12 protein-coding genes are annotated in these 14,086 nt (G+C 56.2%); 7 read left to right on the forward strand and 5 right to left on the reverse strand.

Going from position 1 to position 14,086, the window contains the following annotated elements; genetic code table 11:
* Positions 1-21: 21 nt before the first annotated feature.
* From F3G95_RS07770 to F3G95_RS07780, 3 genes are read right to left on the reverse strand one after another with little or no spacing between them, the layout of a single operon-like run.
* Entirely contained in the window at positions 22-639 is a 618-nt protein-coding gene (locus tag F3G95_RS07770) for a hypothetical protein (RefSeq protein ID WP_149794508.1), read from the reverse strand.
* Positions 626-1,276 carry a DUF624 domain-containing protein gene (locus F3G95_RS07775; protein WP_149794560.1) on the reverse strand — a complete coding sequence of 217 codons (651 nt, stop codon included), beginning with the start codon at positions 1,274-1,276 and terminating at the stop codon, positions 626-628. The genes F3G95_RS07770 and F3G95_RS07775 overlap by 14 nt, the downstream gene beginning before the upstream one ends.
* 17 nt (positions 1,277-1,293) lie before the next feature.
* On the reverse strand, positions 1,294-2,349 hold the full coding sequence (locus F3G95_RS07780; RefSeq protein ID WP_149794509.1) for a LacI family DNA-binding transcriptional regulator: 1,056 nt from the start codon (positions 2,347-2,349) through the stop codon (positions 1,294-1,296).
* A 359-nt stretch (positions 2,350-2,708) separates the two neighbouring features.
* On the opposite strand from F3G95_RS07780, the gene F3G95_RS07785 reads away from it, so the two are divergent.
* The 4 genes from F3G95_RS07785 to F3G95_RS07800 all read left to right on the forward strand — a co-directional run bounded on the left by F3G95_RS07785 (position 2,709) and on the right by F3G95_RS07800 (position 7,825).
* Entirely contained in the window at positions 2,709-3,656 is a 948-nt protein-coding gene (locus F3G95_RS07785; protein WP_149794510.1) for an ABC transporter permease subunit, read from the forward strand.
* Between the two features lie 13 nt (positions 3,657-3,669).
* Positions 3,670-4,575 (forward strand): carbohydrate ABC transporter permease, encoded by a 906-nt coding sequence (locus F3G95_RS07790; protein WP_181966901.1) that lies wholly within the window; start codon positions 3,670-3,672, stop codon positions 4,573-4,575.
* A gap of 76 nt (positions 4,576-4,651) precedes the next feature.
* On the forward strand, positions 4,652-6,325 hold the full coding sequence (locus F3G95_RS07795) for an extracellular solute-binding protein (protein ID WP_149794511.1): 1,674 nt from the start codon (positions 4,652-4,654) through the stop codon (positions 6,323-6,325).
* Positions 6,326-6,349: 24 nt separating this feature from the next.
* The gene (locus F3G95_RS07800; protein ID WP_149794512.1) at positions 6,350-7,825 is read left to right on the forward strand and encodes a glycoside hydrolase family 32 protein; all 1,476 of its coding nucleotides are present in this window, start codon (positions 6,350-6,352) and stop codon (positions 7,823-7,825) included.
* Between the two features lie 137 nt (positions 7,826-7,962).
* Here F3G95_RS07800 and F3G95_RS07805 read toward each other — a convergent pair whose 3' ends face one another.
* Positions 7,963-8,580, reverse strand: a complete 618-nt coding sequence (locus F3G95_RS07805) for a sugar O-acetyltransferase (RefSeq protein WP_149794513.1) — start codon at positions 8,578-8,580, stop codon at positions 7,963-7,965.
* A 497-nt stretch (positions 8,581-9,077) separates the two neighbouring features.
* Between F3G95_RS07805 and F3G95_RS07810 the strand changes: the two genes are divergently transcribed.
* From F3G95_RS07810 to F3G95_RS07820, 3 genes are all read left to right on the forward strand, one after another.
* Positions 9,078-10,313, forward strand: coding sequence for a DUF4147 domain-containing protein (locus F3G95_RS07810; protein ID WP_149794514.1), 1,236 nt, complete (start codon positions 9,078-9,080; stop codon positions 10,311-10,313).
* Between the two features lie 36 nt (positions 10,314-10,349).
* Positions 10,350-11,294, forward strand: a complete 945-nt coding sequence (locus F3G95_RS07815; protein WP_149794515.1) for a LysR family transcriptional regulator — start codon at positions 10,350-10,352, stop codon at positions 11,292-11,294.
* Between the two features lie 102 nt (positions 11,295-11,396).
* Complete coding sequence (locus F3G95_RS07820) at positions 11,397-13,874, forward strand: ATP-binding cassette domain-containing protein (RefSeq protein ID WP_149794516.1); 2,478 nt, start codon at positions 11,397-11,399, stop codon at positions 13,872-13,874.
* 49 nt (positions 13,875-13,923) lie between these two features.
* On the opposite strand, the gene F3G95_RS14055 is transcribed toward F3G95_RS07820, so the two are convergent.
* The gene (locus F3G95_RS14055) at positions 13,924-14,049 is read right to left on the reverse strand and encodes a hypothetical protein (protein WP_279240233.1); all 126 of its coding nucleotides are present in this window, start codon (positions 14,047-14,049) and stop codon (positions 13,924-13,926) included.
* Positions 14,050-14,086: the final 37 nt, after the last annotated feature.

Raw genomic sequence — 14,086 nt, forward strand, 5'->3', positions numbered from 1 at the left:
TCTTGATGTGAAACCCAACGATCACCGCTGGAACAGATAATGAATGTAAGCGGCTGCACGCTCCGGGTGCGGTGCATTCTGCACTACCCCAAGATAGACCTTGCCAGAAAAACCTGCCTGTCTGACAAACGGCGTGTCCGAAATATCCAGCACGGTCCCACCGGCGTTCAAACCCGACAGTGCATGGAAAGACGCATCCAGTGTCCGCAGATCGAGAAAATAATCATCTGCCAACAGTCGATCCCGTGCATATTCGTCCATCAGAACAACATCTAACCGCTGGGCACTGACTGCACCCAGCAGCTTCATCTCCGAAGCATATACATACTGCTCCTCTGCGTGTTCGCTCTCGCTGAGCAGCAAGCCGGACAGCAGATCGATCTGTTGCTTTTTGGTCAGACCCTGCGCCTCGGCAAAGCCGGTGGTAAGCTGTTCCGTCAGATCGGACCCGGCAGTGATATTTACCAGACCAAGGTAAAGCACATCCTCTTTTTTCGTCACATGGCGGTAGGCTGCATAGCCAAGGATATAGACGACGATGAGCACGATCGCAATGGGCAGCTTGTAATATGCCCAGATGTGCTCCCACTTTTTGCGCCCATGGAGGGAGCGGAGCGTATCCCGGTCAGTTTTTGTCATGGTCGTGTTCCTCGTATACTGCATCAGGGTCTCCACCGATCAGATAGAGGATCCGAAGCATCAGAAAGGAGCAGAGCATGGCGCAGAAGCCCATGCCCAGCAGGAATGCAGGCGTGAACACAAACACGATGACGTACCCCATGATGCCATAGACCGCCGCCATCAGCAGGGTGCAAAACAGATACCGGACACCCACGAGAAACGCTGTTTTCAGGATGCCGAAGGTGGTGTTTTCAAACCGTGCCAGCAGAGGAAAGGCATACAGCAGAACGATGCCGTACAGAACTGCCGCACCAATAAGCACTGCAGTGAGCAGCGTCCAGAAAATGTTTTCGCTCCACATTCGGCACAGCACAAAGCCATCCGCAGCCAGGAAACTGCCGACTGCCAGCAGGATAAGCCAGAGTTTTGTGGCAGGCTTAAAATTTTCCCGGAACGCCTTAAAAAACATCCGGGTCAGACCATCGTCCCGATCTTCCGCCATTTTGAGCGTGACGTAGAACAATGCGGTCGTAGAAGCCCCTATGGTAACGATGGGCAGGCTGCACACGAGCCATAAGATGTTCAGGTAAGCACTGTAAGTCAATTTCGTCAGCACAGCAAACAGCGGCTTGTCCGTATTGCACAGGTCACGCATGGTGGTTCTCCTTTCGCTCAATCTCCTGTGGATTCGCGCAGGACCAGGTTGGTTTCCGTATAGACGGTGCGATAGTTCAGCGATGGCTCTTCGATGCGGGTCATAAGCAGATTGGCAGCGGTGTAGCCCATGATCTGTTCATGGATATGGATCGAAGTCAGACGGGGGGCAAAGTAGGAAGCCTCCTGACTGTCATCGAAGCCGCAGACCCAGATATCATCGGGAACCGAATACCCCAGCTCATTCAATGCCTTGACCAGATCCATGGCAACAAAGTCATTGGCGCAGACAAAGGCATCCGGCATCGTTTTGAACCGACGTATGGTTTCGTACAGGGATACCGGATAGTTCTGCTGTCCAGATGGCATCGCACAGGTGCTCAGGCCCTCTGTCAGACCAAAGTACTCCATTGCATCCTTATAAGCCATATAACGCTCAAAGAAGGACTGACAGTGGTTTTTATCCCCCGCAAAGCTGATGCGTTTTTTGCCGCGCTGGACCATGTGGGCCACTGCATTCTGGATCTCAATGCGGTTTTCCATATAAAGGCGGTCGGCTTTAAGAGGAGGACGCATATCCATCACAGGGGTGTCTACAAACAGCAGCGGAACATCCAGATCGCACAGCATCTGTGCGTAGTCATAGTCGAATACTTCAAAGCAGATGATGCCGGCTGTGCGCTGGATGTCGAGAGAAGATGGAAGTTTTTTCTCTTTCAGCTCTATGGGAGAAATGCGATGAATGGTCATGCCGCTGTGCAGATGGTCGATTTCCGACTGGAAACGATCCAGCATCATGGAGGAAAAGTGAGAGCTGCTCAGAAACTGGGTCGTCAGCATGGCGATCTCCCGTTTGTCACTCGGCAGAATGAAAGGCCCGGCTGTTTTTGCAGCGTCTTCCTGAAACAGCGGCAGATAGGCGAACTGCTTATAGCCCATTTCGGCGGCTTTGCGCAGGATCTTCTCCCGTGTGGCATCTGCCAGCACACCGGTGTTGTTGATGGCCTTTGAAACTGTGTTGCGGGAAAGCTGCAGTTCGCTTGCAATATCCTGAATGGTGACCCTGGTTGCCATAAGTCATTCTCTTTCTTTATAATACAGGAGCGTATGTTCTTTCTTTTATAGATAAAGTCTGGTGACGGATCTTATTCTTTGCGACTCCAGTATAGTGCAAATGCACAAATTAGTCAAATGCAAAAATGCAAATCATCATTTTGCATATTTACGCACGTTCGAATTTGTGCACCTGTACAAATCCACAGTATTTATTGATATATACCATGAATTATCGTTGACATTCGCTTGCCTGAGTGATATAAATGAATTACAGAGTTTTACATTTGCACAATCAAAGTGAAAAACGTAAAATTCAAAGGTGCAAATGTAAAACACAAATCAAGCGGCAAGCAAATCAAAAAGGAGGAGAATGATTCATGAAAGCAAAGACGGCCTCGCCGGAAACGGCTGTGCTGACAGCAGAACGCAAGCTGCACAACACATGGGTCTACATCAAACGGCATTGGCAGCTTTACCTGTTGTTCCTGCTGCCTGCCGTGGTGCTGACGCTGGTGTTCAAGTACGCTCCCATGGGCGGTGTGCTGATCGCGTTCCAGAAGTACAATCCCTTCAAGGGCATCTGGGGCAGCGAGTGGGTAGGCTTCAAAAACTTTACCCGCTTCATGTCCTCGCCGGACTTCCAGCGCTATCTGATCAACACCCTGAAGCTGAGCGTCTACGGTCTGCTGTGGGGCTTCCCGATCCCCATCCTGCTGGCATTCCTGCTCAACCGTATCGAGAGCAAGAAGATCAAGCAGAAGGTGCAGCTGGTGCTGTATATGCCCAACTTCATCTCGGTCATCGTGCTGTGCGGTATCGTCCGGGTGCTGCTGAGTGTCACCGGTCCGGTGAACGGCCTGCTTCACACCAGCATCAACTTCATGACGCTGCCGGAAGCGTTCCGCCCCATCTACATCATCAGCGGCATCTGGCAGGGTGCCGGCTGGGCATCCATCATGTACACCGCATCTCTTTCTAACGCCAGCAAAGATCTGAAGGAAGCTGCGATGATCGACGGCGCAAACCTGATCCAGCAGATCATGACGGTGGAGTGGCCCGCCATTAAGGATATGGTCGTTATTCAGTTCATCCTGCAGGCAGGCAACATCATGAGCATCGGTTTTGAAAAGGCCTATGCCCTGCAAACTGACCTGAACCTGAACACTGCCGAGATCATTGCAACGTACGTTTATAAAAAGGGCCTGTTGGACGGCGATTACAGCTTTTCCACGGCAGTCGGTCTATTCAACACCATTGTCAACGTCATCCTGCTGATCGCAGTGAACAAGGTCGTTGCCAAAATGAACGATGGCAAGGGCTTGTAAGGAGGGGTTTACCATGGCAAAACAGAAAAAATCAAAAATGGCCCTCTACACCAGACAAGATAAGATCATCCTGTACTGCGGCTACGCACTTCTGGGCTTGTTCCTGCTGGCGATCATCGTTCCGATGATCTACATCGTCATCGCGTCCTTTATGGACCCGGTCACTCTGCAAAACAAGGGCATCTCCTTTGATTTCAGCAAGTGGAGTCTGGATGCTTACCAGCGTGTCGTTTCGGACAAGCAGATCTGGGTCGGCTTCAAGAACGCAGTACTTTACTCGATCATCTTCACCATCATCTCGGTAGCTGTGACGATGCTTGCCGCTTATCCCATGTCGCTGCCGGACTTCAAAGGCAAAAAGATCTTCAACACCTTGTTTGTGATCACGATGTTTTTCAGCGGCGGTCTGATCCCCACCTACCTGCTCATCAACAATCTGGGTCTGCTGGATTCCATGTGGGCGGTCATTCTGCCGGGAGCATTCAGCGTGTGGAACATGATCATTGCCCGTACCTATTATCAAGGCATCCCGCGTGAGCTGCGCGAAGCTGCGGATGTGGATGGAGCCAGCGAGATGCTTTACTTCTTCAAGATCCTGCTGCCCGTCTGTATGCCGGTGGTGGCAGTTCTGGCCCTGTGGCAGTTCGTGGCAATGTGGAACAGCTACTTTGACGCCATGATCTACCTGAACAGCGCATCGAAGCAGCCGCTGCAGCTGGTGCTGCGTTCCATCCTGATCCAGAGCCAGCCGGAATCCGGCATGATCGCAGATATCCAAAGTACTGCCGAACGTGCGAAGATGGCAGAGCTGCTCAAATATGCAACCATTATTATTTCCAGTCTGCCGCTGCTGGTGATGTATCCCTTCTTCCAGAAGTATTTTGATGCCGGCATCATGGCTGGTTCCATTAAAGGCTGAGGATATTCCGGAATTTTATGAGCAGGTACGCTCATCTGTTACACGAAAAAAGAAACATGAAAAAGGAGAAAATACCATGAAAAAGCTGATCTCTCGCCGCAACTTCCTCAAGGTCTGCGCTCTGGCGGGCTCTGCCGCTGCGCTGTCTGCCTGTGGCGGCGGCAAATCCACCGGCGGCGGCAATTCTGCTGCCGCAGCTGTGGATGTGACCGGTGCCGTTACATTTCCGCTGTCCGAAAAGGTCACCTTTACCGGTATGACCAGCTTCCCTGTGGGCAGCGAACCCGAGCCGAACAACCGCACCATCTTCAAGCGTCTGGAAGAGCAGACCAATGTGCATATCGACTGGACCGCCATCCAGTCCGACCAGTGGACCGATAAGATCACCCTGAATATGTCCAACCCCAACACCCTGACGGATTTTGTTTTTACTGCTGATTTTACCGACAGCAATCTGCTGCGCTACGCAGATCAGGGTGTCATCCTCAATCTGGAAGACTACATTGACAACAATATGCCTTATCTCCAGAAGGTCTTTGAGCAGTACCCGGAGTACCGCACCATGTGTACCGACAGCGATGGCCACATCTGGGCGCTGCCCTGGATCGAGCAGCTCGGCGCAGAAAAGACCGCCATCCAGACCATTGGCAACATGAGCTTCATCAATACCAAGTGGCTGAACTTCCTCGGTCTGTCGATGCCCACCACGGTGGACGAGTTTGAGCAGGTGCTGATGGCATTCCGTGATAACGCCGCTTCTATCAAGGCAGAGTATGGCATTGACGGCGACATCATCCCCATGTCCTGCATCGTCAACAACGGCGATCAGGACCCCAGCATCCTCATCAATGGCTTTGGCGAAGGCTACGGCGACGCTGACAAGGACCGTCATATTGCCGTTACCAACGACCGGAAAGTCATCTGTGCCGCCACCCAGCAGGGCTACCGCGATGGTCTGGACTGGCTGCACAAGCTGTATGCCGAGAAGCTCATCGACCCGGAGTGCTTCACGCAGGAGTGGTCCACCTATGTTTCCAAGGGCAAGGCTGGCCGCTATGGTGTCTGCTTCAGCTGGGATGTTGCCAACATCGACAACCTGACCGACTGGGAGCCGCTGCCTGCCCTGACCGCCGATACCCGAAATATCACTCCGCAGAACGGCTCTTTCACCAGCGGCTTTGCCCGCGGCAGATGCGTTGTCACCGCAAAGGCGGCTAATCCTGCACTGGTTTGTGCATGGCTGGATCAGATGTACGCACCCCTCCAGTCTCCGCAGAACAACTGGGGTACCTACGGCGATGCGGAAGGCTTTAACATTTTTGAACTGTCCACCAACGATAAGGGCGAGCCCATGCTGAAGCACGCTCCTCTGGGCGATGCTTCTCCCGTGGAAGTCCGTGAAGCGCAGTGTGTCAGTGGGCCTCTGGCGGTTCTGGATGATTACTATGGTGTATACGTTACCTGCCCGGACGATGCACAGTATCGTCTGGACTGGATCAAGGAGATCTACACCCCGGATATGAACAACGATTATGTCTATCCCAATGTCTTTATGAGCAACGAGGACACCGAGCAGGTCTCGAACCTGCAGGCAGATCTGCAGACCTACATGAATACGCAGAAGGCCAACTGGATCATGAACGGCACTACGGATGCAGAGTGGAACGAATATCTGAGCAAGCTGGAAGCCTACGGCCTGTCCGACTATCTGGGCATTATGCAGAAATATCTGGATGCTTACTACGCATAAGAATTCTTTCCTTTGGAGGATTCCATGAACGATTTGACTTTACAAAAAGCCCGCGCCTACGAGGCCGAGCACGGCGCAGCGATCTCCCCGGCGGAACGCCCTGCCTACCACATGACCCCCTATGTGGGCTGGCTCAACGACCCCAACGGCTTCTCTTATTATAAAGGGAAGTATCACCAGTTCTATCAGTATAACCCCTACGATGTGCGGTGGGCGCCCATGCACTGGGGTCACGCCGTCAGCACCGACCTGCTGCACTGGGAGTATCTGCCCTGTGCGCTTGCACCGGATTCCCCGGCAGACAACGGCCCCGGCTGCTTCTCCGGCTCTGCCACCCAGATGGATGACGGCAGGCAGCTGCTGATGTACACCAGTGTGGTGGCAGAAAAGCAGCCCAATGGGGAGATGCGGGACATCCAGACCCAGAGCATTGCCATCGGTGATGGACTGAACTACGAAAAGCCTGCCTGCAACCCGGTGCTGACCCAGAAAGACCTGCCGGAAGGCTTCAGCAGGTTCGACTTCCGGGACCCCAAGATCTGGCGTGAGGCCGATGGCACCTACTCTGCTGTTACCGTCTGCCTTGCCGAGGATGGCAGCGGCGCAGCGGCACTGTTCCAGAGCAAGGACGGCTTCGACTGGCACTTTGTCACGGTGCTGGAACGCTGCAACAATCAGTACGGCAAAATGTGGGAGTGCCCGGACTTCTTCTCACTGGACGGCAAACAGGTCCTGATGCTGGGGCCCATGGAGATGCTGCCCAAGGGCGAGTTCCACAACGGGCACAACGTCATTGCCTTCATCGGCAGCTACGACGAAGCCACCCACACCTTCACCAGGGAAAATGTGCAGCAGATGGACAGCGGCATCGACTTCTACGCCACCCAGACCACCCTTGCCCCGGATGGCCGCCGGCTCATGACCGCATGGCTGCAGACCTGGTCGGACACCGAGGATAAGCCAAAGGGCTGCAAGTGGTTCGGGCAGACCATCTGCCCCCGCGAACTGCACATCAAGGACGGACGCATCGTTCAGACCCCGGTGCGGGAGCTGGATGCCGTCCACGGCAAGCGAACCTTCCACGAAAATGTGACGGTGCAAGGCGAAACTTCTCTGGAAGGCATCAAGGGCCGGGTGGCCGACCTGACCGTCACGGTGCAGCCCGGCGAATACCGTTCCTTTACCCTGAAACTGGCTGCTGACGCAGACCATCACACCAGCCTGACCTACGATCCCTACACCTCGCAGCTGACGCTGGATCGCAGCCATGCCGGTTCCCGTGCCGACATCGTGCATACCCGCAGCTGCAAGGTGCGCAGCCAGAACGGTGCGGTCAAGCTCCGCATCCTGCTGGATAAAAACAGCGTGGAGGTCTTTGTCAACGATGGTGAGCAGACCATGACCGCATGGATCTACACCCCGCAGTCTGCCGATGGCATCACCTTTGCTGCCGATGGCAAAGCAACTGTTACGGCAGAACAGTTTGAACTGGACCTGTAATCAGATATTCCCTTCATTTCTCCTTCATTGAATACAGCCCCGCTTTGGTTTCTTCTTCGCCAAAGTGGGGCTGTGTTTTTGTATTGGTTCTATGCGCTCTATTTTGCAGCCGGAGCGTTTTCCTGGGGGCGTTTGCCTCAATCCTGGCAAATTGCAGTTTCCATACGATCTTTCTCGGTTATCCGGCGGATGACCCGGCAGGGATTTCCGGCAGCCAGACTATAGGGTGGGATGTCTCTTGTCACAACACTTCCTGCTCCGATCACACAGCCTTCTCCGATGGTAACGCCGCCACAAACCACTACGTTGGATGCCAACCAGCAATTATCCTTTATGGTGATGGGTTTGGCATATTCCAGATTATAAATGCTTCCATCTTCTCGCTTTTGGATATTCCGTTCTTCCGGCAAAAGCGGATGCATGGGAGTTGCCAATGTGACATTTGGCCCGATCATCACATTGTCCCCGATATGGACTTCACATACATCTAAGCAGGTGAAATTAAAGTTGGCAGAGCTGTACTTTCCAAAGTATGTATTGCAGCCGTAATCAAAGTAGACCGGTGCCTGCAAATACGGAAACTGCTTTGTTGCAGGTAATAATTTTCGCAGAATTTCAGCTTGTTCTTCCGGTTGGTCCTCATCCGTCCGGTTGTACTTTCTTGCCAATTTGCGTGCATTCAAGCGTAATTGCTCCAGTTCCGGATCGGATGGATCGTATAGCGCGCCATTTATCATTTTCTCTCGTTCTGTCATTTCTGATGTTCCCTCCAAATTGGGTCTTATTGGTCAAGATAAGTATACCATACTTGCCAAGAAAGGAACACCTCTATTGCAACAAACAGGATCATTTCAAACAGGCTTCCATCAGAACCGCACCGTTTTCTTCACAGCTTCGTCGGTTCTCTTGCTTTCGCCGGAGGGTGGTGCTATACTATTTTTAGAAAGTGGCTTAGGGGCTTCACCGCCCTGCTCGGTTTTGAGTACCGAGGTAAGGCCGCTTTCTTTTTTTTGTTATCGTTCCGTGTATTTCATAGAGAGCAGGTATAAAAATCAGGTATAAGACCCAACTAAGGAAGGTACAGTCCGTGATGTCGAGCTGTACAGCAATTTCAAAACTATTGCCGAAAGTATTCCCGAAACGTCGGTCTTGCTGTATAATGATTCCGGACGGCCCGGCTAGGCGGGGCTTTGTAAAAACCATGCCCGAAGCCGGTCTGCTGTAGATCATACCCCACAAGGAGGTCTGTTTCATGAATCCGACTCTGCGAAAGGATGCCGATGCCATCATCGCATCCAGCCTGAACGCCGTCCTGCCGGACGAAGCTGTCCGCCGCGCATTGAAAGCCTTTGCGCCCAAAGGCGGCAGGGTGCTGCTGGTCGCAGCGGGCAAGGCCGCATGGCAGATGGCACACGCGGCGGTGGAAGCGCTGGGCCGTGTGGACGGCGGCGTGGTCGTGACCAAATACGAGCATGTCAAGGGCGAGATCCTGGGCGTAAATTGTTATGAAGCGGGCCATCCGGTGCCGGACGAGAACAGTTTTGCGGCCACCGAGAAGGCATTGGAGCTGGTGCAGGGGCTGACAGCGGAGGATACCGTGCTGTTTCTGCTCTCCGGCGGAGGAAGTGCATTATTTGAAAAGCCGCTGCTCCCCGGCACAGAATTGCAGGACATCACCGGCCAGCTTCTTGCCAGCGGTGCTGACATCGTGGAGATGAACACCATCCGCAAACGGCTTTCGGGCGTCAAGGGCGGGCGGTTCGCGCAGGCATGCGCCCCGGCTCAGGTGTTCAGCATCGTGCTGAGCGATATTCTGGGCGACCCGCTGGATATGATCGCCAGCGGCCCGGCGGTGCCGGACACCTCTACCTGCGCACAGGCGCTTGCCATTGCGGAGAAGTATCACCTGAAGCTCTCGGAACAGGCAAAAGCTCTTCTGGCGCAGGAAACGCCCAAGATGCTGGACAACGTGACGACCCGGATCACCGGCAGTGTGCGGGAGCTTTGCACCGCCGCCGCTGCCGCCTGCCGGGAGCTTGGCTATGAGCCCGTCCTGCTGACCGACCAGCTCTGCTGTGAAGCCCGGGAGGCGGGCAGCTTCCTTGGCTCCATCGTCCGGACCCACGCGGGGCAGGGAAAAAAGCTGGCCTACATCGCAGGCGGCGAGACGGTCGTCCACCTGACCGGCAAGGGCCTCGGCGGACGGAATCAGGAGCTTGCCCTTGCAGCGGCTCCGGCTCTGGCCGGGCTGGATGCAGCAGTGTTCTCGGTGGGCAGTGACGGCACTGACGGTCCCACCGATGCTGCCGGCGGCTATGTGGATGGTGACACCCTCTCCGCACTGACCGCCAAGGGCTGGAATGTGTTCGACACCCTGCAGAACAACGACGCCTACCATGCACTGAAAGCTGTGGACGGCCTGATCCTCACCGGCGCTACTGGCACGAATGTCAATGATGCTGCCGTGGCGCTGGTGGGGGAGAAGTAAAAATGTGATTCTGGTATGAAAGAGGGGACGGCTTCCATGTACGTTGATTGGGAATACTACAAAATTTTCTATTATGTGGCGAAGTATCAGAACTTTACGAAAGCGGCGCGGGTGCTGGGCAACAACCAGCCCAACATCACCCACTCGATGAACCGGCTGGAAAGCCAGCTGAACTGTGTACTCTTTACCCGCTCCAACCGGGGCGTCACCCTGACGCCGGAGGGCGAGATGCTCTACTCCCGCATCGCCTCGGCGGCAGTGCAGATACAGGACGCGGAGGAAGAGCTGAGCGCCAGCGCCACCCTCGAGCACGGCTCCATCAGCATCAGCGCGACGGAGACGGCGCTGAACATCTATCTGGCCGAGAAGCTGCGGACATTCCACACCGAGTATCCCGGCATCCGGCTGCGCATCTCGAACCACTCCACGCCCCAGGCGGTGCAGGCTGTGAAGAACGGAGAAGTGGATTTTGCCGTCATCTCCACCCCGGCAGAGGTGGAACAGGGCCTGAAGATGGTGGAACTGAGACCGTTTTATGAAGTTCTGGTGGGCGGAAAGACCTTCACTGCTCTGGCCAGCCGGCGTCTGACGCTGAAGGAACTGAGCGGCTATCCGCTCATCTCTCTCGGCGATGAGAGCATGACCCGGAGCTTCTACCGGCAGTTCTTCCTCGACCACGACGCCGTGCTCCGGCCCGACACCGAGGCCGCCACCACCGACCAGATGCTCACATTGGTGAAAAGTGAGCTGGGCCTTGCCTTCGTGCCGGAACCAATGGCAAAAGAACGTCTGGCCCGCGGCGAGCTTGTCGAGCTGCATCTGCAGGAGATCATTCCCTCCCGCTCGATCTGCCTCGTCTACGACCATCACCGTCCGCTGAACACGGCGGCCCGGAAGTTCCAGCAGATGCTGACAAAAGCGGAGCCGGGCCAGACGGCAGCGCCGAAGCAGGCGGAGGGCGTCTCTTTCATATCCCAATAAAATGATTTGTCGTTGTCCCATACCGGAAAGCCGCGGCCTACAGAGGCCCGGGCCTCATCGAATTCATCTGGCGCAAAAAGGCCAAAGGGAAGGAAAAACAGAATGATAGACAAAATGCTCGTGCGCGGGGCAAAGGTACACAACCTGAAAAACATCGACGTGGACATCCCGCTGAACAAGATCGTGGGCATTGCGGGCGTGTCGGGGTCGGGTAAATCCTCGCTGGCGCTGGGGGTGCTGTATGCCGAAGGCTCCCGCCGGTATCTGGAGGCGCTGTCCACCTACACCCGCCGCCGGATGACCCAGGCCTCGAAAGCCTCGGTGGAAGAGGTGCTGTATGTCCCGGCGGCGCTGGCGCTGCACCAGAGGCCGGGCGTACCGGGCATCCGCAGCACCTTCGGCACCGGCACGGAATTGCTGAACAGCCTGCGGCTCATGTACTCCCGCCTCGCAAGCCACCGCTGCCCGAACGGGCATTACATCCCGCCGACGCTGGCTGTTGCGGCGGGCAGGGAGCTGGTCTGCCCGGAGTGCGGTGCGCATTTCTATGCGCCGTCGGCGGAGGAGCTGGCTTTCAACTCTCAAGGTGCCTGCCAGAAGTGCGGCGGCACAGGCAGCGTCCGGACGGTGGACATGGCGTCGCTGGTGCCGGACGACTCGCTGACCATCGACGGCGGCGCAGTGGCCCCGTGGAACAGCCTGATGTGGTCGCTGATGACAGACGTCTGCCGGGAGATGGGCGTGAGGACGGATGTGCCGTTCCGCGACCTGACCGAACAGGAAAAGGACATCGTCTACCACGGTCCGGCAGAGAAAAAGCATATCTTCTACCACGCCAGGAACTCGAATCAGGCCGGCGAGCTGGACTTTACCTATTACAACGCCGTCTACACCGTAGAAAATGCTCTTGCAAAGGTCAAGGATGACAAGGGCATGAAGCGGGTGGAAAAGTTCCTGCGGGAAGATGTCTGCCCCGAGTGTCACGGCTCACGGCTCTCAGCGGCGGCGCGTGCGCCGAAGCTGCGGGGCATCTCGCTGGACGAAGCCTGCCAGATGACGCTGGAAGCCCTCGTGGAGTGGGTGAAGGGCGTGCCGGGCAGCCTGCCGGAAGAGATGCGCCCGATGGCGGAGAGCATCTGTGAGGCATTCGAAAGTACCGCCAAGCGGCTGATGGATTTAGGTCTGGGTTATCTGACGCTTGACCGCTCGGCCTCGACCCTCTCCACCGGTGAGCGCCAGCGGATGCAGCTGGCCCGGGCCGTCCGCAACCGCACCACCGGCGTGCTCTATGTGCTGGATGAGCCGTCCATCGGCCTACATCCGTCGAACATCGTGGGCCTGACCGGCGTGATGCATGACCTCGTGGCCGACGGCAACTCGGTCATTCTGGTGGACCACGACACCCAGATCCTGAAAGAGGCCGACTGGGTGATCGAGATGGGGCCGGAAGCGGGAGCTAAGGGTGGACATGTCATTGCCGAAGGGACGATAGCTGATCTGGAGGCAAAGCCGGAGTCCCAGATCGGGCCGTTCCTCTCCGGAAAAGCTGAGACAAAGCTGCGCCGGTGTGCCGGGACGGGGGAGATGTTCGCAGAGGGGGGGATCCATCTCTCCACCGGCAGCATCCACACGGTCAAGCCTTTGGAGCTGGACATTCCCAAGGGGCGGCTCACCGTGGTAACGGGCGTGTCCGGCTCCGGAAAAACGACGATGGTGCTGGAAAGCCTCGTACCGGCGCTGGAAGCAAAGATAAACGGCAGCGCCCTCCCGGCACATATCCGGGAGATTCGCGCCGAGGGCATCGCGCACGTCAAGCTCATCGACGCGACGCCCATCGGCATCAATGTGCGCTCTACCGTGGCGACCTACGCAGGCGTCCACGATGAGCTGCGGAAGCTCTATGCCAGATCTCCGGACGCCAGGCAAAAGGGCTTCAAGGCCAGCGATTTTTCCTACAACACGGGCAGTCTGCGCTGCCCCGGCTGCGACGGCACCGGTGAGGTGAGCCTGGACGTGCAGTTCCTGCCGGACGTGAACATCGTCTGCCCCGACTGCCGGGGTTCCCGCTACGCGCGGGCGGCTTACGGCGTGAAGCTGATGAACAAGGCGGAGCAGGCCGTCTCCCTGCCGGAACTGATGGAGATGGACGTCAACTCCGCCCTTGGGTTCTGCGGCGGGATGAAGACAGTGAGCCAGCGCCTGCAGACATTGCAGCAGCTGGGTCTGGGCTACCTGACACTGGGCGAAGAGACGCCCAGCCTCTCCGGCGGCGAGGCCCAGCGCCTCAAGCTGGCCAGCGAGATCGGCCGCACCCAGACCGACTCGGTGTTCGTTTTCGATGAGCCCAGCATCGGCCTCCACCCGCTGGACGTGCAGGTGCTTCTGCGGGTGTTCCAAGCCCTGCTGGACAACGGCGCAACGGTCGTTGTCATCGAGCACGACCTCGATGTCATCCGCAACGCGGACTATGTCATCGACATGGGGCCGGGCGGCGGCGAGAGCGGCGGCCGCGTCGTGGCAGCAGGCACGCCGGAGGAGATCCGGGAAAATCCGGAGAGTATTACCGGAAGATATTTATAACAAAAAGGGGGCAGATGCTGCATGGCATCTGCCCCCTTCGTCGATATTCTTATTTGCTTTCCGGGACACCGCGCAGTTCGGCACGGATGGCACGGAAGTGCTCGGGAACATCTTCTTCCCGGATATTTTTGACGACTCCCAGAAGCTTTGCGGTCTCGCCTACGGGATAGACCATGATGCACTTCCGATGCTTCGCTGACGATCAAAACAAA

The sequence above is a fragment of the Faecalibacterium sp. Marseille-P9312 genome (assembly GCF_902497445.1).
Lineage (GTDB): Bacteria > Bacillota > Clostridia > Oscillospirales > Ruminococcaceae > Faecalibacterium > Faecalibacterium longum.

Bases quoted from the DNA above. Each gene is read 5' to 3' on its own strand.
- F3G95_RS07770 (WP_149794508.1), bottom strand. From the start codon at position 639: ATGACAAAAACTGACCGGGATACGCTCCGCTCCCTCCATGGGCGCAAA.
- F3G95_RS07775 (WP_149794560.1), bottom strand. From the start codon at position 1,276: ATGCGTGACCTGTGCAATACGGACAAGCCGCTGTTTGCTGTGCTGACG.
- F3G95_RS07780 (WP_149794509.1), bottom strand. From the start codon at position 2,349: ATGGCAACCAGGGTCACCATTCAGGATATTGCAAGCGAACTGCAGCTT.
- F3G95_RS07785 (WP_149794510.1), top strand. From the start codon at position 2,709: ATGAAAGCAAAGACGGCCTCGCCGGAAACGGCTGTGCTGACAGCAGAA.
- F3G95_RS07790 (WP_181966901.1), top strand. From the start codon at position 3,670: ATGGCAAAACAGAAAAAATCAAAAATGGCCCTCTACACCAGACAAGAT.
- F3G95_RS07795 (WP_149794511.1), top strand. From the start codon at position 4,652: ATGAAAAAGCTGATCTCTCGCCGCAACTTCCTCAAGGTCTGCGCTCTG.
- F3G95_RS07800 (WP_149794512.1), top strand. From the start codon at position 6,350: ATGAACGATTTGACTTTACAAAAAGCCCGCGCCTACGAGGCCGAGCAC.
- F3G95_RS07805 (WP_149794513.1), bottom strand. From the start codon at position 8,580: ATGACAGAACGAGAGAAAATGATAAATGGCGCGCTATACGATCCATCC.
- F3G95_RS07810 (WP_149794514.1), top strand. From the start codon at position 9,078: ATGAATCCGACTCTGCGAAAGGATGCCGATGCCATCATCGCATCCAGC.
- F3G95_RS07815 (WP_149794515.1), top strand. From the start codon at position 10,350: ATGTACGTTGATTGGGAATACTACAAAATTTTCTATTATGTGGCGAAG.
- F3G95_RS07820 (WP_149794516.1), top strand. From the start codon at position 11,397: ATGATAGACAAAATGCTCGTGCGCGGGGCAAAGGTACACAACCTGAAA.
- F3G95_RS14055 (WP_279240233.1), bottom strand. From the start codon at position 14,049: ATGGTCTATCCCGTAGGCGAGACCGCAAAGCTTCTGGGAGTCGTCAAA.